This window comes from Pseudomonas sp. R4-84 (genome assembly GCF_054130985.1).
This window is the reverse complement of record NZ_CP096390.1, coordinates 2,638,477-2,656,236: the sequence shown is the minus strand read 5'-3', so window position 1 is coordinate 2,656,236 and position 17,760 is coordinate 2,638,477. Positions and strand designations below refer to the sequence as shown.

General features: G+C 59.4%; 13 protein-coding genes. 3 read left to right on the top strand and 10 right to left on the bottom strand.

Annotation, left to right across the window (positions count from 1 at the left end; genetic code table 11):
* Positions 1 to 16 precede the first annotated feature (16 nt).
* Both M1D68_RS12140 and M1D68_RS12135 read left to right on the top strand, forming a co-directional pair.
* Positions 17 to 322 (top strand): hypothetical protein, encoded by a 306-nt coding sequence (locus M1D68_RS12140; protein WP_457970525.1) that lies wholly within the window; start codon positions 17 to 19, stop codon positions 320 to 322.
* 133 nt (positions 323 to 455) lie between these two features.
* On the top strand, positions 456 to 1,406 hold the full coding sequence (locus M1D68_RS12135) for a hypothetical protein (protein ID WP_457970523.1): 951 nt from the start codon (positions 456 to 458) through the stop codon (positions 1,404 to 1,406).
* A gap of 279 nt (positions 1,407 to 1,685) precedes the next feature.
* On the opposite strand, the gene M1D68_RS12130 is transcribed toward M1D68_RS12135, so the two are convergent.
* Complete coding sequence (locus M1D68_RS12130; RefSeq protein ID WP_457970521.1) at positions 1,686 to 2,192, bottom strand: nuclear transport factor 2 family protein; 507 nt, start codon at positions 2,190 to 2,192, stop codon at positions 1,686 to 1,688.
* Positions 2,193 to 2,271: 79 nt separating this feature from the next.
* The gene (locus tag M1D68_RS12125; RefSeq protein WP_457970519.1) at positions 2,272 to 3,030 is read right to left on the bottom strand and encodes an SDR family oxidoreductase; all 759 of its coding nucleotides are present in this window, start codon (positions 3,028 to 3,030) and stop codon (positions 2,272 to 2,274) included.
* Between the two features lie 221 nt (positions 3,031 to 3,251).
* Between M1D68_RS12125 and M1D68_RS12120 the strand changes: the two genes are divergently transcribed.
* On the top strand, positions 3,252 to 4,709 hold the full coding sequence (locus M1D68_RS12120; RefSeq protein WP_457970517.1) for an MFS transporter: 1,458 nt from the start codon (positions 3,252 to 3,254) through the stop codon (positions 4,707 to 4,709).
* A 1-nt stretch (position 4,710) separates the two neighbouring features.
* On the opposite strand, the gene M1D68_RS12115 is transcribed toward M1D68_RS12120, so the two are convergent.
* The 8 genes from M1D68_RS12115 to M1D68_RS12080 all read right to left on the bottom strand — a co-directional run bounded on the left by M1D68_RS12115 (position 4,711) and on the right by M1D68_RS12080 (position 17,727).
* The gene (locus M1D68_RS12115) at positions 4,711 to 5,571 is read right to left on the bottom strand and encodes a LysR family transcriptional regulator (RefSeq protein ID WP_457970515.1); all 861 of its coding nucleotides are present in this window, start codon (positions 5,569 to 5,571) and stop codon (positions 4,711 to 4,713) included.
* Positions 5,572 to 5,699: 128 nt separating this feature from the next.
* Positions 5,700 to 6,710, bottom strand: coding sequence for a cytochrome d ubiquinol oxidase subunit II (cydB, locus tag M1D68_RS12110; RefSeq protein ID WP_457970513.1), 1,011 nt, complete (start codon positions 6,708 to 6,710; stop codon positions 5,700 to 5,702).
* Positions 6,710 to 8,083 (bottom strand): cytochrome ubiquinol oxidase subunit I, encoded by a 1,374-nt coding sequence (locus M1D68_RS12105; protein ID WP_457970511.1) that lies wholly within the window; start codon positions 8,081 to 8,083, stop codon positions 6,710 to 6,712. Before M1D68_RS12105 ends, cydB begins: the two co-directional genes overlap by 1 nt.
* Before the next feature lie 13 nt (positions 8,084 to 8,096).
* On the bottom strand, positions 8,097 to 8,579 hold the full coding sequence (locus M1D68_RS12100) for a helical membrane plugin domain-containing protein (RefSeq protein ID WP_434651023.1): 483 nt from the start codon (positions 8,577 to 8,579) through the stop codon (positions 8,097 to 8,099).
* Positions 8,579 to 11,554 carry a formate dehydrogenase subunit alpha gene (fdhF, locus tag M1D68_RS12095; RefSeq protein WP_457970509.1) on the bottom strand — a complete coding sequence of 992 codons (2,976 nt, stop codon included), beginning with the start codon at positions 11,552 to 11,554 and terminating at the stop codon, positions 8,579 to 8,581. Before fdhF ends, M1D68_RS12100 begins: the two co-directional genes overlap by 1 nt.
* Positions 11,555 to 11,757: 203 nt before the next feature.
* Positions 11,758 to 12,744, bottom strand: a complete 987-nt coding sequence (gene acuI / locus M1D68_RS12090; protein ID WP_457970508.1) for an acrylyl-CoA reductase (NADPH) — start codon at positions 12,742 to 12,744, stop codon at positions 11,758 to 11,760.
* Between the two features lie 54 nt (positions 12,745 to 12,798).
* Complete coding sequence (locus tag M1D68_RS12085) at positions 12,799 to 13,611, bottom strand: oxidoreductase (RefSeq protein WP_457970506.1); 813 nt, start codon at positions 13,609 to 13,611, stop codon at positions 12,799 to 12,801.
* Between the two features lie 252 nt (positions 13,612 to 13,863).
* Complete coding sequence (locus M1D68_RS12080) at positions 13,864 to 17,727, bottom strand: M10 family metallopeptidase C-terminal domain-containing protein (protein ID WP_457970504.1); 3,864 nt, start codon at positions 17,725 to 17,727, stop codon at positions 13,864 to 13,866.
* Positions 17,728 to 17,760: the final 33 nt, after the last annotated feature.

Sequence of the window (17,760 nt, the reverse complement as noted above, 5' to 3'; positions counted from 1 at the left end):
TTACAAGGACGCCAACATGTACGCCAAAATGGACACCTTCCGCCCTAGCAGTGCCACGTCGTTTGATCAACCCTGCAAGGTTACGATCGACATCGAGTTTATCACCGTCTCCTATGACGACGCGGGGCAGACCTGGCAATACCGAGGCCAGGCAAAAGGCCTGGGGCATTACGAACTGCAAGCAGAAGGCTTCGACGGCAGAGCAACGCTGCACCGCTTCGAAGGCTCGAATGTGCTGGAAGGCACTTGGGTCGAAGACGGCGTACGCGGGATGTGGCGAATTGTCTGCCAGCCGATTGATTCGTCGTTCGTGCCCACATAAATAAGCTGAACTCGTGGGGGTTTGATGGGCCGCCACGAGGTCATCCACCTCAACTGGCAGAACAAGACGTACATCAAGGCGGCCAAGCATTGCTATCCGCATGGATTTAGAAGCACTGAAAAGAAGTTCAAGGATGAAAATGATAGCTTTGAAAGCAAAACTGCTCGCCAAATCCCAGCAATATTCCGTATCCCAACGGTGCTATCTCGCCTCGGTAGTTACGTATCTCATCACGATTGCAGCTTCCCAATATACGGGCATATCCGCGCTTACCATCGGGACGACGGTCGCGGCTGCATTGATAATCTGCGGATTCATTGCCTGGTGCATCCCTTTCGCCCGCTGGCTCCATACAGCATGGGATAAGCCATTCGCCAAAACGCCCATCATCATTATGCATCTGCTTGCACTGCTGATATCCACAGCATGCGCGCGTTTCGCGGTTGCCGAGACGTTAGGGCTGCCCCCTCAAAGTTTTGATCTGACAGTCGGCTTTCTCGCGTTGCTGTTTTACATTCCATCGTGGCTGCTTGTGATGGCAATACTCCTTGGTCTGACAGCAATGCTGATCATGGTCATCGCGATGATCAGCCTGCCATTCGAAGCAGCCTGGCAACATATGACCCGCTTGGCCGCGCTCCTCGGCTTTCAGGCTAAATTCAAGCAATCGCGCAGTATGATAATGTTCCATGGTGCAGGGGCTCTTATCATTAGCGTGCTATTTGCCATGAGCTACGACTACCTTACCGACAACTTCAGCCCGGCCTTCAAGGCCGTGACCAAAGTCATTGCACTACGAAGTGATTTCCACAAGGCCCCAAACTATCCCGACGTGCGGACTGGAGAATATGTGCATCCGTTGGAGAATGGCTTTATTGCTTACGCCCGCGAACAAGAAGACAAAAGTGTCATCATTGGCGTTCGTTTACAGCCTGCCGAGAATTACGATGTCGTGGTGTCGACTATTCCGCCTCTCAAGGTTGCAATGATAACCATGGCAGAACACGTCAAGCAATCCACTGCGCTGATTTGGCTGCTCAGCAGCGCTGCTTCAGAGACTAAGTCTGACTCGATACTGCGTTAAACCTGGTTGCCGAGCCAGCAGGACAGAAGTTCGAGACATCAGTGGATGAGTCAAGGTCGCACAATCGTCTCTGAAAAAATATGGCATAGCTGTCTGACCCACGACCGCCCTAGAGCCTAGTCAAAATGTTTTTTGGCGACCCTGATAGCCTTTAGGTTTCGTCCTGCAGGCTGTTTAGCTGATCATTTCTGACTCTTCATCGGTCGTGGCGATCCATTCACACCGGGCAGCGCTCGTCGTTCGCGCCACTCACCACTCACTGGACGTCATGCAAGCACGTCATTTCTGTGAAAGCATGTTCAGGCGCTGATGTTGATCCACTGTGTACTTTTCATCGCCCGGTACAGGTACCCAATCCTTTAAAGGTGTCAGAAAGTGCAGTTCAAAACGACGTGACAGGAACGCCCATTTTCCGTCGCGACGTTCAAACCTGTCGTGGTACAGCCCACTGGCTTGAACCGGACCTTTTTCAATGTCATGGAACAGGCAATCCGCGGCCACCGTACCCGCCGCGCTGTCACCCTTGATTTCGATCAGTGGGTTGGCCATCCAGTGGTGCATATAAGGCATCTGGTGCCAGCTGTTTTGCGCCATCGCCAGGATTTCGTCACGGTTTCCGGCCTTGCCGAAACCCGGTAAGTCCAGTGTCGATTCTTCGTGCCAGATTGCGCCCAGGAGCAACACGTCAACGCGATCGAAGGCATTGGCGTAGGCGCTGATCAGCGACTCGATTGCGGCGCGACTTTCCAGGGCGTCCAGTCGGGTGCTCAGTTCTTCAATGTTCATGATGAGGTTCCCTGCTGAGACTTCGCAAAAGCGAAAAAGGCAACCCTCTGCGAGGGCTGCGCTGCGGTTAAGCAAGTGTTCAGATCTGCGACAGGCCGCCGTCGACCATCAGCTCCACACCGTTGACGTATTTCGCATCGGCGGATGCAAGGAACAGCGCCGACGAGGCGATTTCTTCAGGTCGGGCCATATACCCCAGCGGAGTGATCTGCTCGACATGTTGTCGCAGCGCGGCGATGTCGCGTTCGCTCATCTTCAAGCCGTTATCCATCAGAGGCGTGCGGGTGAAGCCAGGGCTCAGGACATTCGCTCGAATCCTGCGACCTTTGAGTTCGTTGGCCCAAGTCCTTGCGAAGGACCGCACCGCGGCCTTGGATGCGTTGTAAAGGCTCAGCCCTTCCATCCCGTTGCTGGAACAGATAGAGGCCGTCAACACGATCGAAGCGCCATCTTTCAACAATGGCATTAACGTCTGAACGGTAAAAAAAACGCCCTTTACGTTAATGTCGAACATATTGAAATAAGCCGCCTCGGTGGTCTCGCCCACCGGGTTTTTTTCACAAATGCCCGCGTTGGCAAACACTGCGTCCAATTGATCGTCACGGGCCACAATGGTCGCCTTGAGCTTATCGAGATCAGCTTGGCGCGCGACATCCGAAATGACCGCGACGGCTCTGTCGCCCAGCTTTGCCACCGCAGCTTCCAGCGTGGCTGCAGAGCGACCCGTGATGTAAACACGCTTGGCTCCCTCTGCAATCAAACCCTGCGCAATCGCAAATCCGATCCCGGTGGATGCGCCGGTGACAACTGCAACCTGATTGGCGAATTTACCTGACATATCTGACTCCTCAGCCTCGGTTGTGTGGCTCGATTGAAACCACAGTACGGCCATTTTGAGAGGAGTCAGGGGCTGAGCGGCACTGCCAAAAATGAACATTGGCCGTTCAGTTATGTGAGGCGTCAGCGAAGGTTTGATCGTTTAGATTCGAGTCAGCTGATTCAGAGCATGACCCGCAATCGAGAATATCTGGAACCGAAGTGTTCCAGGAAGGAGACCTTATGCCTCAGACTAAAATCGCCCCCCCGGAACCGCGGCGCTGGTTGATGTTCGCCATTTTGTTGGTCGGTGCGTTTTTACCGCCGCTGGATTTTTTCATCGTCAACGTAGCACTGCCCTCGATTCAACAATCGCTGGGCACGGCCTCCTCCGCCGAACAGTTGGTCATCTCGTCATATGCGGCTCTTTATGCCGTGACATTGATCACCGGGGGTCGGCTCGGCGATATCTACGGCCGCATGAGAATGTTCTTCGTTGGCCTGGTTGGCTTTGCAATCGCCTCATTGATCTGCGGTGTCGCCGAGTCACCTTGGATGTTGATCGCCGGACGTTCGCTGCAAGGCGTGACGGCAGCGGTCATGGCGCCCCAGGCACTCGCTTCAGTGCAGGCCATATTCCCTGAGTCCGAAAAACCTTTGGCGTTGAGCCTCTATGGCGCAGTCTTTGGTCTGGCGTCGGTAGTCGGCCAGGCCCTTGGCGGAATATTGATATCGCTCAACTTGATGGGCTTGGGGTGGCGGACGATATTTCTTGTGAATTTACCGATTGCGTTACTGGTGATTCTGATCGCCATTGCGGTGGTCAAGGAAACCCGCGCACCACATACAAGCAAGCTTGATCTGGGCGGAACGGTACTGTCCACGGTGACGCTGGGAGCGCTGATCGTGCCGCTGATCGAGGGGCGTGAAGCGGGCTGGCCTTTGTGGGCCTGGCTGTCGCTTGCGGCGGTGCCGCTGCTGGCCTGGCTGTTCTGGCGCTACGAAGCCCGTTTGCACCAAGCGCAAGGCGCGCCGTTGCTGAATCCTGCCGTACTGCGCGCGCCTGGGTTGGGCCGGGCACTGTTCGTCGCTCTGACCTTTTACGCGATCGGCGTGTTTTTTCTGCTGTTTTCTATTTATTTACAGGGAGCGCTGCATACGAGCCCACTCAATGCAGGCCTCGTCTTCCTTCCTTTCGGCGCGGGCTTTTTGCTGGGACCGCTCTCCACTCCTCACTTCAGGCATTTGCTGGGGGCGTACGTCAATCCGGTCGGGATGGGACTTGAAGTGTTGGGGCTCATGCTCCTGGCCTGGCTCGTGGCGCACACGCCGATGTCCGTCAGCCCCGCTGCGCTGCCCCTTGCCGTCATTCTGTTTCTGATCGGCTTCGGACAAGGACTGGCCCTTCCGACATTGATGCGCATGATCACAGGGCGCGTGGCGCCAGCGTACTCCGGCATGATTGCGGGCATTACCAGCTCTACTCTGCAAATCAGCACATCACTGAGTGTCGCGATAATAGGCGGAGTTTTTTACACCCTTCTAGGCACGGACACAGACGCGGCTGCCATCACCCACGCCTTCACCGTCTCAATACTCTGTATCGCGGCATGCCTGGTCGTAGGCACGGGACTCAGCCTTACCCTGGCGCGCCAACCTGCTGCGCAACTGCAAACGACAGCCATGCACCCAGCGGAGTGAGTCAACCGCCTGCCTGGTTGCCGATCATGATGGAAGCAAGGTCGGCAAGAGCACGCAAGCTGTCCATCTGCCGCATGTCCTGGTGGTAGCCCATCCATATGTCACGGCCCGGTGGCGCCTCATGCGGATCAATCAGGCGCAGCGCCGTTAACCGGTCGCCCAGGGCGCGGGGCAGCACAGCGATGCCCTGCCCTTGCGCGCACATCTGCGCCTGGACGGTGCGACTACTACTGGTGAACACCGTACGGGCCAGAGGGTAACGCTGCCGCAGCCACTGCACATCGGGATAATGTGATTGGGCGACACTCATGGTAATCAAGCCAACCCCCTCGCCCTGCGGCTCGACGTCAGGAGATCCGACGGCGGTGTACAGCCCATAGCTCAGGGAAGTGAGTTTGCGGTGAACAATATCGGGTTCGGTGAAAGGAACGATCCGAAACGCGATGTCGGCGTCGCGACGGGCCAGGTCGAACAATCGATGCCCGGCGATGACCTCGGGCACGATCAGCGGATAACGTCGCCCCAGTTCGCTCAGAACCGGGGCCAGCACGTAACAGGCAAACCAGTCAGCGCAGGAGATGCGCAACACACCTTCGGGCTGCGCGCTGTCGCCCGCAAGGCGCCGCTCGATGGCCAACGCACTTTGCTCCATTTGCTGCGCCAGGCTGAGTAGCTTCTCTCCGCTCTCGGTCAGTATCAGACCTTGGGTGGTACGCAGGAAAATGGGCTGGCCGCTGGACTGTTCAAGCACCTGCAGGCGCCGCCCCACGGTCGGATGGCTAACACCCAACAGCTTGGCAGCAGCGCCCAATGACCCACTGCGGGCAATCGCGAGAAAGACCCGCACATCACTCCAATCCATGTTCCGCCCCGATGCAAAAATGAAGAGTGAGAGTGCAGCAATGGCAATGCCGTAGCAATCCCGCGCTCGACATGCATGTCTACAAACTAGTCGACACACCATTCGGGGACGGGAAATGAAGACAGGCTTTATCGGTCTGGGAAGTACTGCGCTTTGACCTTACCGCGAAACACCCAGAACCCCCACGTGTTGTAGGCCAGCGTTACCGGCACCAGCACCGCGAATCCCACGAGCATGAACCCTTGGCTCGAAGCGGGAGCAGACGCTTGGCTGATCGCCAGCGACGGCGGCAGGATTAACGGATAGAGGGTAATGATCGCGGCAGCGAACGCCGTGCCAAACCATCCCAATACCGCAAACAACGGAAGGAAATGGTATCGGCTGGAAAAAGCCCGGTAAAACCCGACCAGCAACGCGCACTGAACAAGCAGAAGCGCCGGGCTCAGGTTCGATTCAAGAAGATGGTCTCGATAGGACGGCGCCAACTCGCTGGTCCACACCACAATGATTGCAATGCCTGCCAGTGTCAGCCACCCCAGCCATCGCGCCTGCCTTCTGGCCGCCGCTTGCAGCGCGCCTTCGGTTCGCCAGAACAGCCAGCAACTGCCAAGCAGTGCGTAGCCAATCACCAGCACCACGCCACACGCCAGCGCAAATGCACTCAACCACTCCCAACCGTTTCCGGCGAACCGGCCCTCGTGGTGATCGATTCCCTGTACCACGCTGCCCATGATGACACCCTGGCAAAGCGTTGCGATCAACGAGCCGGTCACGAGGCTGACGTCGAGCCAGCGCTTCACCCGTGCAGGCGCGTCGGCCCGGAACTCCAACGCGACGGCCCTGACAATCAATGCCAGCAGCATCGCAATCACCGGGATATACAGGGCGGAAAACAAGACGCTGTAAGCCACGGGAAAAAGCGCGAGCAAACCGCCGCCACCGAGCACCAGCCAGGTTTCGTTCCCGTCCCAGATCGGCAGGATGGAATTGACCATGATCTGCTTATCGTCGGGGTTGTGGCGGGTCGCGAAGAGGATGCCGACGCCCAGGTCGGTGCCGTCCAGAATCACGTAGGTGATGATGGTAAAGGCAATTGCGGCGGCCGACAGATTGGGTAACAGCGCTTCAGAGATGAACATCACGATTTCCCCTGCGTTGCGCTGGCTTGGTCGTCGGCATCCGTTGAAGTTGCCGGCAGTCGGTTGATGGCGCGTATCAGGTAAAACAGCCCCAGGCCGAAAACCAGCAGGTACAGGATCACCAGGGCGAGTGTGCTGCCCAGGACGAATGAGAGCGGTTGCTGCGAGCTGCTGTGAACGGTGCGCATCAAGCCATAGACCGTGAATGGCTGGCGCCCGACTTCGGTAACCACCCATCCGCAAACCATCGCTACGAACCCGGCCGGGGCCATGAACACCGCACAGCGCATCAGCCATCCACACTCGAACAGACCGCCGCGCCAACGCAAGAAGAGACTGGCGATACCCATGGCCACGATCAGCAAGCCGATGCCCACCATGATACGAAACGCGAAAAAGACCACGGCCACGGGCGGAATGTCTTCGGGCGCGAACTCATCAAGGCTCTGTATGGTGCCGGTCCAGTCGTGGCGCAGATAAAGCGAGCCGAGATGGGGTATCGCCAGTTCGAAATCATTCCTGCGGTTGGCCTGGTCCGGTATCGCAAACAACCTGAGCGGCTCGCCCTGGCCGGCTTCCGGGCGTCGCCAGGAACCTTCCATCGCGGCCAGCTTCTGCGGCTGGTGATCTCGGGTATTTTCGCCGTGCAGGTCCCCCGCGACGAGCTGGATAGGCCCGACCACGGCCGCCATCCACAGTGCCATTGAGAACATCACTCGCGCAGGCGCGTGGGTATTGTCGCGCAGCAAGTGCCACGCGCCCGCGCCGCCCACGAGGGTGGCCGTGCCGAGAAAGGCGGCGATGCTCATGTGCACCATACGGTAGGGAAACGAGGGGTTGAATATGATCTGCAGCCAGTCTTCGGGCACGAACCGGCCATCGCCGGCAATGCTGAAGCCTGCCGGTGTGTGCATCCAGGAATTGGCTGACAGTATCCAGAATGCACTGAACAACGAGCCGACGGCCACCGCGCATGTAGACAGGAAGTGCAGGCGCGGCCCGACTTTATTCATGCCAAACAGCATGACCCCGATGAAGCCTGCTTCCAGGAAAAACGCGACCATGACTTCATAGAACATCAGAGGCCCGAGGATGCCCCCCGCCCGGCTGGCCAGCGCGCTCCAGTTGGTCCCGAACTCGAACTCCATGACCAGCCCTGATGCCGTGCCCACGGCGACCGTCAAGGCGAATATCTTCAGCCAGAATCGGTAGACGTCCATATAGACCTGACGCTTTCGCCACAGCCAGAGGGCTTCCAGCACCATCAGGTAATTGGCCAGGCCGATGGAAAATGCGGCAACCACGATGTGGAAGCTAATGGTGAACGCAAACTGGTAGCGCGCCAGCATCAACGCCGAATCCATCGATTCCATGGGCAGGCCCCGCTCAAGCGCCGCTGGGTTTGCCGCAGAATTGACTGATCGGTTTATCGATCGGCCTCTTCATGCCCTCACCCATCGCTTTCAAGCCCTCCAGGAGCGGCAAGATCGCGCGCCAAAGCGATTCGTCATGCAGCAAACGGTATGCGCCCCGCACGCCTGGCGCGACGTCGTCGTTGTTGGGCGCGGTCCATTGACTGACCGCAGCGCCGGCATCCTTCAGCGCGAAGACCAACCGGTAGAATTCATCGGGCGGCACGCGGGACAGTGCCATCGCCAGGATCGACAGGTTCTGAATGACGTTGAGCGTGCCTTCCTTGTTCAGGCCATCAACCAGCACTTTGGCAATCGCCGTGTTGGCACAGACCAGGTCATTGGCCATGCGCAGCACGCCGTGTTCATGGAGGCTCTGGACCAGACGATCGAGTTCATCCTGCGCGTCAGGCTCGGTCTTGCTTGGTTTTACGTCGTAATCAATAGGTTCGGCCATCAAAACCTCTCCGGATGGGGCGCCGGTGCGTCGATCGGCGCGTAGTCGTCTCTGGCCCACTTCACCTCAACAGCCACGCCATTGTTCGGTGTCCTATGGCCGTTTCGGAAATTGCCGCGCGGCAATGTCGATTGCGGAGGGGGATCCTTCAGGATCGTCATCTTCACAGCGGTTTCCTTGTAGGCCGGCGTGTTGACGTCTGGATCATGATGTTCCCCGGTGAGTTCATTAATGCCGGGCTTGCCCTGGTGAATCGGCATGAACAGCACCTTGCCGCGCACTCGATCGGTGATCAGAACCGGCACCGTGACCGAACCACGGCGAGAAGTGATCCGCACCTGGGTCCCATCCTGGATACCCCGCTCGGCTGCAAGCTCGGGACTGATTTCGACGTACCAATGAGGTGACAACGAATCGACACGGTCGCCACGTCCCGTCTGGTTGTTGCCCTGGAAATGCTCCAGCATGCGTCCGTTGTCCAGCATCAGGTCGAATTCGCTGTCGGGCGCTTCCGCCGGAGGTTTCCACTCCAGCGGGTACAACACGGCTTTGCCGTCGTCGGTGTGGAACCGGTCGGTATAGAGCAACGGGGTATCGGTGCCATCCGGCTGTACTGGCCAGAGGAGAGATTTCCAACCGTCCAGGCGCTCATAGCTGGCGCCGGCGAACAGGGTGGCGATACCGGCCACCTCCGCGAAGATCTGCGAGGGATGCTCGTATCCCCAGTCATGGCCCATTCGCTTGGCCAGATCGGTCAGGATGCGCCAGTCCGGCAGGCTGTTGCCCAGCGGCGGAAAAACCTCATGAAAACGTTGGATCCGCCGCTCGGTGTTGACGAAGGTGCCCTCCTTCTCAACGCTTGGGCAACCTGGCAGCACGACGTCGGCGAACTGCGCGGTGCGGCTGAAGAAAATGTCCTGCACGACCATGAAATCGAGTTTTCTGAAAGCCTCATGCACGTTTTCAGTGTCGGCGTCGGAAAACGCCGTCTCTTCACCGATCACATACATGGCTTTTATCTTCTGCTCGGCGGCATGCTGAACCATCAGGAAGTTGTCTTCACCGACCTTGTTGGACAGTCGTTCCGGCGCCACACCCCAGGCCTTCGCCCACTTGGCTCGAACCGCTTCGTCAGTGACTTTTTCATAACCGGGATAGACGTTCTTCAAACACCCGAAGTCGCTGGCCCCCTGGACGTTGTTATGGCCCCGCATCGGATAACCGCCGGTTCCGGGGCGGCCATAGTTGCCGGTAACCAACAAGAGATTGGACAGTGCGGTGCTCGTGTCGGCCCCATGGCTATGCTGGGTAATGCCCATTGCCCAGAGCAGGCAGACCCGTTTGGCGTTGCCGATCATGTTCGCGGCGCTGACCAGATCCGCCTCCGACAACCCGGTGACCTGCGACGCGAATGGCAGGGTAAAGGGTTCCAGGGAGCGTCGGTACTCGTCCACCTGATTCACCCGCGCTTCCAGGAATGCCGCGTCCGCCATGCCATGATCGAACAGGTAACGCGACATGGCGCTGGCCCAGACTATGTCGGTGCTCGACCTGATCTGCAGGAACAGGTCGGCGCGCTCCGCCATTTCATGCTTGCGTGGATCGACCACCAGCAGTTTTTGCCCTCGATGCTTGCGCGCGGCCTTGATTTTCGAAGCGATAACCGGATGGTTCTCCGCCAGGTTGCTGCCCACCAGGACGATGAGGTCCGCCTGCTCAAGATCGGTGATCGTGCCGGCGTCACCGCCGTAACCGACCGTGCGGAACAACCCCTGTGTCGCGGGGTTCTGGCAGTAGCGTGAAGAGTTGTCGACGCTATTGGTGCCGATGATCAGGCGAGCGATTTTCTGCGTCAGGTAAGCTTCTTCATTGCTGGCCTTGCTGGAGCCAATGAAGCCGATGGCATCGGCGCCGTGCTCACGTTTTATGGCCAGAAGACGGCCCGCGACCAAGGTCAGCGCCTCGTCCCAGCTCGCTTCACGAAACCGGCCGTTTTCCCGGATCAGCGGCGTCGTCAGGCGTTTCTCGCTGTTCACGAAATCCCAGGCGAACTTGCCCTTGATACACGTGGAAATGCCGTTCGCCGGTGCGTTCACCACTGGCTGCACCTTGAGCAGCGTGCGGTCGCGAGTCCACATTTCGAACGAGCAGCCCACGCCACAATAGGTGCACACGGTCTTGGTGCGTTTGATTTCAGGCTGGCGCCAGTGCATGTCCATGACGGAAATAGCGGTAATGGGCGGCGCACCGATCGTATTCTCGATCGTCTTCACCGCGTCGATGAGCGGCCGCTTGATGTCCTCGGGCATCGACGTCAACGGTCCGGCATCCGGCTGCATGGTTTTTTCGAGCAACGCGTTGCAGGGGCAAACCGTGACGCAATGACCGCAGCTCACACAACTGGAACCCTCTATCTTGGTTCCGCCATCCCACAACACCCTTGGATGCTCCTGGGTGAAATCGATGCTCAGCGTTTCATTGACCTCGACGTTCTGGCACGCTTCCACGCAACGCCCGCACAGGATGCATTGATCGGGATCGTAGGTATAAAACGGGTTCGAGTGGTCCTTGCTGTAGGGCTTGCGCTGGTATTTGTAGCGCTGGATCACGGGGTTCATGTCGGCGACGGTATTGTGCAGCGTGCAGTCACCGGTGTTGTGCTCGCAGACCGTGCAATAAAGCTCGTGCTTGGCAAGGATCCGGTCCATGCCTTCTTCCTGCGCCGCCTTCACGCGAGGCGTTTCGCTCATCAGCTTCATGCCGTCGGCGGAACGCAGCGCGCACCCGCGGACCAACTCGCCATCATGCTCGATCCAACAGACATCGCAGGTCTGGATCGGCCCGAGGGCGCGGTGATAGCAGACGTGAGGCAGGTCGATGCCGTGCTCTGCCAAGAAATCGATCAGCGGCTGGTCAGCGTCACCCCTGAGGGTGCGACCGTTGTACTCGACGCTGCACTGGTATCTGCCATTCATGGAAACTCGCCCCGTTGGCCGACTGACCGCCCGGACAGTGGCCCAACGAAGCTAGAGACCGAATGCCCACACGGAAATGTTCAGTTACAGAATCGATATCCCAGCGCTGCAAATGTTCATTAATTTTTGCGCGAAACCGCTACAGCGTGTGGCATCCGAATGCTTGTAACGCTCCGCTAATAAATGCTGGCTTGTCCTTTCGCTCAAGCATTCACATCCACGACCGTGCGCCCGCGAACCTGCCCTTGCAGCACCCGAGCCGCGACTTCCGGCACTTGCGCCAGGCCGACAAGCTGCGTGGTGCGAGCAAGCTTGTCCACATCCAGATCCCGGGCCAGACGCGACCATGCCTGCAAACGGACAGCCTGCGGCGCATTCACGGAGTCGATACCGGCCAGGGTCACGTTGCGCAGGATGAAAGGCAGCACCGACCCCGGCAGATCCGCGCCCTGGGCGAGGCCGAAGGCGGCGACGACCCCGCGGTATCGGGTCTGGGCCAGGGCATTGGCCAAGGTATGGCTACCGACCGAGTCGATGACGCCCGCCCAACGCTCCTTGGCAATCGGTGCGCCCGGCTCCGACAGGGTGCGCCGATCAATCACCTCTGCAGCGCCCAGGTCACGCAGATAGTCGGCTTCTTCCAGGCGTCCAGTCGACGCGATCACCCGATAGCCCAGCCCCGACAACAGCGCTATCGCCACCGAGCCCGCGCCGCCGTTGGCGCCGGTCACCAGGATATCGCCCCCATCGGGCGCCAGGCCGCCGTGTTCCAGCGCCAGCACGCTGAGCATCGCGGTGTAGCCCGCCGTGCCAATGGCCATGGCTTGGCGGGTCGAGAATACGTCCGGAACCTTCACGAGCCAGTCACCACTCACCCGGGCCTTCTGGGCGAAACCGCCGTGGTGCGTCTGGCTCAGCCCCCAACCGTTCAGCAGTACCCGGTCGCCAGCCTGGAAACCTGCGTGGCTGGAGCTTTCAACGATTCCGGCGAAGTCGATGCCGGGAATCAACGGGAACTGGCGGATCACCGGCGAGCGGCCACTGAGGGCCATGGCATCTTTGTAGTTCACCGTGGAATATTCGATAGCGACGGTGACATCACCGGGCATCAGGTCTTCTTCGGTGAAGTCGACCAGGCCGGTCGACATGGTTTCATCGGTTTTGGTGGCAAGCAGCGCTTTGAAGGTCATGGTTGTTTTCCTGTGCATTTGAGCGGCGAATGTCGTGGGCCCGGTTGAGCAGATTCACGCCAGTTGCATCGCCTTGCGGATACCGGTATCCAGCATGCCCGCCGGCGCGAAGCGGCGCATGAACTGCAATTGTGCTGCCGCCTTGCCGGCGGTGTAACGCAACTTCGGACGCTCGGCGCGAGCGGCCTTGAGCACCACGTCAGCGACCACATCGGGCCCCTCGGCCGTGGCCATTGCGTGATTGACGACCTTGGTTACCTTACCCCGGATATCCTCGTACAGGTCCAGCTTAGCGTCAGCCTGCAGGCTGTTGCTCTCGAATGATGTCTTGGTATAACCGGGCTCGATGACGACGACCCGGATCCCATGGGTCCGTAATTCATGATCAAGGGCTTGGGAATAGCCATCCACCGCGTGCTTGCTCGCCACGTACAGCGCCACATAGGGCACGGATACCACGCCGAGTATGGAACCGATGTTGATGATGCGACCGACACCCTGGCGACGCATATGCGGCACAACGGCGCGCGTCATTCGCACAACACCGAGGAAATTGGTATCGAAGATCGCCTTGGCCTGGTCGATCGAGCTCTCTTCGGCGGCGGCCGGGGCGAGCCCGAAACCGGCGTTGTTGACCAGCAGGTCGATACGCCCTTCCAACTGCATCAACTGCGCAACCGCGGCCTCGACGCAGGCATCGTCGGTCACGTCGAGTGCCAGCATCTCATACGCCTGATGATCGGCCCGGGCTCCGCGCCGGCTGGTGCCGTATACCTGATAGCCGGCCGCTACGAGGGAGTTGGCAATGGCTTCGCCGATACCGGAAGAAGCGCCGGTCACCAAGGCTACGGGTTTGTGGATCGTCATGGAGTGTTCCTCGGCAACTGGGTCGGCCCCGACATCGATACGTGTCGGGGTAGCTCTATGATGATGAGCATAATCATAGCCGTCAACAGTTTTGATTTTGATCGACATCTAATCTAGGCAAGTCCGACAAACACACGGACAGCCGTCATCCTGCCGCCACGCAGCCTCGGCTGAACATTCCGTTAAGGTGGTTCCAAGCAGGGAGAGCGGTTCGGGACCCGCGACTGCCGTGGGTCCTAAACCGCTTTCTTATCAAGCGACCAGATCGCCGCTATTGAAGGTATTCACGCCGACCAACTGGATTTCGAAATCGGCGTTGAGGTCGCCGTTTACGTTGCCATACAACACATGATCAACGAAGCGTAACTGCCCTGCCCCGGTGAACTCACTCGCGTCGATGAAGCTGAACTTGTTGAACACCGGCGTCAGGGCATTCGCGTCCAGTTTCGACAGGTCGATCTTGTCGCCTTGCAGGCGGCTGAAATCGAGGATGACGTCGCCAGCACCGTCCTTGCCCAGGTCGCTCAACGAACTGAATACAAAACGATCGGCTCCGGTGCCGCCGGTGAGGGTGTCCGTCCCCGCTCCGCCCATCAGCGTGTCGTTGCCTGCGCCGCCGTCGATCCGATCATTGCCAGCCGCGCCGTTCAATACATTATTCGCCGCGTTGCCAATCAGTACGTTTTCCAAGGCGTTGCCGCTTCCGTTGATCGCGGCAGCACCGGTAAGCGTTAGGTTTTCCAGATTGGCACCCAGGCTCCAGCTCACCGAGGAACGCACGGTGTCGATCTCGCTGGCGAGGCTGCTGGTTTCGCTGATGACGTCCCTGAGGTTGTCCACCACGTAGGTGTCGTTGCCGGTTCCCCCGATCAGGGTGTCGATGCCGGCGCCGCCATCGAGGATGTCCGCACCGTCCAGGCCGTTGAGGGTGTTGGCGGCGGCGTTGCCGGTCAGGCTGTTGCCCAGCGCGTTGCCGGTGAGACTGAGCGCGGCGGCGCCGAGCAACTGACCGTCCTCGACGTTGGCCGCCAACGCATGGCTGACCGTGGTACGCACGACATCGCGCCCCTCGTCGGCGAGTTCAACGACGCTGTCGCCTGTGTTATCGAGCATATAGATGTCGTTGCCATCACCGCCGACCAACGTGTCGCGTCCGGCGAGGCCGTTCAGCACGTTAGCGCCGGCGTTGCCGGTCAGTACGTTGTTCAGCGCATTGCCGCTGCCGTTGATGGCGGCGATACCGGTCAGGGTGAGGTTTTCCAGATTCGCGCCAAGCACCCAGTTGACCGAAGCACGTACGCTGTCGATTTCGCTGGCCAGGGTGCTGGTTTCGCTGACGACATCCTTGAGGTTGTCGACCACGTAGGTGTCGCTGCCGGTGCCGCCAACGAGCGTGTCGATACCGAGGCCACCGTCCAGGATGTTGGCGCCGGCATTGCCCGTGATGCGGTTGTTCAGTGCATTGCCGCTGCCATTGATGCTGCCGGCACCGCTCAACGTCAGGTTTTCAAGGTTGGCGCCCAAGGCGAAGTTGACGGTCGAAATAATGCTGTCGATCTCGGTCAGGGAGGCGCCTCGCTCGATGACCGTATCGCCGGCGTTGTCGACGTGGTAGGTATCGTTGCCGGCACCGCCGTCGAGTTGGTCCGCGCCTGCCCCGCCGTTCAAGACATTGCCGGCCGCGTTGCCAATCAGTACGTTTTCCAAGGCGTTGCCGCTTCCGTTGATCGCGGCAGCACCGGTAAGCGTTAGGTTTTCCAGATTGGCACCCAGGCTCCAGCTCACCGAGGAACGCACGGTGTCGATCTCGCTGGCGAGGCTGCTGGTTTCGCTGATGACGTCCCTGAGGTTGTCCACCACGTAGGTGTCGTTGCCGGTTCCCCCGATCAGGGTGTCGATGCCGGCGCCGCCATCGAGGATGTCCGCACCGTCCAGGCCGTTGAGGGTGTTGGCGGCGGCGTTGCCGGTCAGGCTGTTGCCCAGCGCGTTGCCGGTGAGACTGAGCGCGGCGGCGCCGAGCAACTGACCGTCCTCGACGTTGGCCGTCAACGCATGGCTGACTGTCGTACGCACGACGTCGCGCCCCTCGTCGGCGAGTTCAACGACGCTGTCGCCTGTGTTATCGAGCATATAGATGTCGTTGCCATCACCGCCGATCAACGTGTCGCGTCCGGCGAGGCCGTTCAGCACGTTGGCGCCGGCGTTGCCGGTCAGTACGTTGTTAAGCGCATTGCCGCTGCCGTTGATGGCGGCGATACCGGTCAGGGTGAGGTTTTCCAGATTCGCGCCAAGCACCCAGTTGACCGAAGCACGTACGCTGTCGATTTCGCTGGCCAGGGTGCTGGTTTCGCTGACGACATCCTTGAGGTTGTCGACCACGTAGGTGTCGCTGCCGGTGCCGCCAACGAGCGTGTCGATACCGAGGCCACCGTCCAGGATGTTGGCGCCGGCATTGCCCGTGATGCGGTTGTTCAGTGCATTGCCGCTGCCATTGATGCTGCCGGCACCGCTCAACGTCAGGTTTTCAACGTTGGTGCCCAAGGCGAAGTTGACGGTCGAAATAACGCTGTCGATCTCGGTCAGGGAGGCGCCTCGCTCGATGACCGTATCGCCGGCGTTGTCGACGTAGTAGGTATCGTTGCCGGCGCCACCGTCCAGGGTATCCGCGCCGCCCAGGCCATTGAGCACATTGGCGGCAGCATTGCCGACCAGGCTGTTATTCAGCGCGTTACCGACGAGATTGAGGGCCGCGACACCGAGCAGCTGCCCGTTCTCGACATTGGCCGACAAGGTATGGGTGACTGCGGTGCGAACCAGGTCGATACCACCGTCGGCAAGCTCGACGACGCTGTCATTTACGTTATCGATCACATAACTATCGTTTCCGGCGCCACCAACCAGCGTGTCTCGACCGGCCCCACCGTCCAGGACATTGTTTCCGGCGTTGCCGGTCAATACGTTGCTCAATGCGTTGCCGGAGCCATTGAGGTTGGCGATACCCGTCAGCGTGAGGTTCTCCAGATTGGCGCCCAGGCTCCAGCTCAAGGAGGAACGTACCGTGTCGATTTCGGTCGCCAGGGTGCTGGTTTCGCTGATGGTGTCCCTGGAATCGTCGACCACGTAGGTATCGTTACCGGCGCCACCGGTCATGACGTCCCTACCGCCGCGGCCATCCAGGAGGTTGCCGAGCGCATTGCCGATCAGCGTGTCGTCATTGGCCGAGCCGATAGCGTTTTCGATCTTCGCGCCGTAGGCGATCGCCAATCCTTCATTGAAGGCAGCGCCGGTCTTGGTGTTGAGGAAGGCCTGGCCGATCTTGCTGAATTGGCCCTCGTTCAGGTTGATACGCACCGCCCCCGCCTGGTTGCTCGCGTCGATGGTGTCGTTGCCGCCCGCGTCCCAGATCGTCTCGAAAACCGATTGGCCAGTCGTCCAGCTATACGTGGTGTTACCGGTCTGCCATTGGTTGTTCGCGCCATACAGGCTCTGGATCGCCGCGATGTCCAGCAGCATGGGTGTCGTCGGCTCGTAGGAGTACGCGCTGTTGTAACTCATGATGGTGTAGCGCACGTCATCGAATTGCGCGGAAAGTACCGTCGGGTTCGACAGGCTCTTGGAGAACGGATGCTTGAGGCCCAGCGCGTGGCCGATCTCATGCATGAAGACCAAGTAGTCGTAGGACCCCTCGTCCGGGGTGGGGTCATTGGTGATCGGCCCCAACCAGACATCGCCCGCGCTGGGCGTGCGGCCGGGATAATAGCCCCACGCTGCGGTGTCATCGTCCATCCACAGGTAACCGCCGAACCGCAAGTCACCCACGTTGGTAGCAGACTCGCTGACTTGGGTGAAATGGAGGTTGGCAACCGCCCCCCAGCTGTCGACGGCACGAACAATGCCGTCCTGCTGCTCCGTCGTTACGGCGTAGCCAAGCAGGTATTCGTTTTCACTGCTGTAGTTACTGGCGAAGTAGGAATCCGCCGTCATGAAGCTGTACGTCAAGGACGTGCCTGCTGTCGCACTACCGCTCCAATAAGTACCGACCAGCAAGCTGTTGACCTGCGCGTTGGTGGTCAGTTTTGCGTTCGAAACGGAGGAATAACCAAGCGGACTGGGCATGCGAACTTCCTTTGGACTGTCTGCGACCTTTCC

Bases quoted from the DNA above. Each gene is read 5' to 3' on its own strand.
- M1D68_RS12140 (WP_457970525.1), top strand. From the start codon at position 17: ATGTACGCCAAAATGGACACCTTCCGCCCTAGCAGTGCCACGTCGTTT.
- M1D68_RS12135 (WP_457970523.1), top strand. From the start codon at position 456: ATGAAAATGATAGCTTTGAAAGCAAAACTGCTCGCCAAATCCCAGCAA.
- M1D68_RS12130 (WP_457970521.1), bottom strand. From the start codon at position 2,192: ATGAACATTGAAGAACTGAGCACCCGACTGGACGCCCTGGAAAGTCGC.
- M1D68_RS12125 (WP_457970519.1), bottom strand. From the start codon at position 3,030: ATGTCAGGTAAATTCGCCAATCAGGTTGCAGTTGTCACCGGCGCATCC.
- M1D68_RS12120 (WP_457970517.1), top strand. From the start codon at position 3,252: ATGCCTCAGACTAAAATCGCCCCCCCGGAACCGCGGCGCTGGTTGATG.
- M1D68_RS12115 (WP_457970515.1), bottom strand. From the start codon at position 5,571: ATGGATTGGAGTGATGTGCGGGTCTTTCTCGCGATTGCCCGCAGTGGG.
- cydB (WP_457970513.1), bottom strand. From the start codon at position 6,710: ATGTTCATCTCTGAAGCGCTGTTACCCAATCTGTCGGCCGCCGCAATT.
- M1D68_RS12105 (WP_457970511.1), bottom strand. From the start codon at position 8,083: ATGGAATCGATGGATTCGGCGTTGATGCTGGCGCGCTACCAGTTTGCG.
- M1D68_RS12100 (WP_434651023.1), bottom strand. From the start codon at position 8,579: ATGGCCGAACCTATTGATTACGACGTAAAACCAAGCAAGACCGAGCCT.
- fdhF (WP_457970509.1), bottom strand. From the start codon at position 11,554: ATGAATGGCAGATACCAGTGCAGCGTCGAGTACAACGGTCGCACCCTC.
- acuI (WP_457970508.1), bottom strand. From the start codon at position 12,744: ATGACCTTCAAAGCGCTGCTTGCCACCAAAACCGATGAAACCATGTCG.
- M1D68_RS12085 (WP_457970506.1), bottom strand. From the start codon at position 13,611: ATGACGATCCACAAACCCGTAGCCTTGGTGACCGGCGCTTCTTCCGGT.
- M1D68_RS12080 (WP_457970504.1), bottom strand. From the start codon at position 17,727: ATGCCCAGTCCGCTTGGTTATTCCTCCGTTTCGAACGCAAAACTGACC.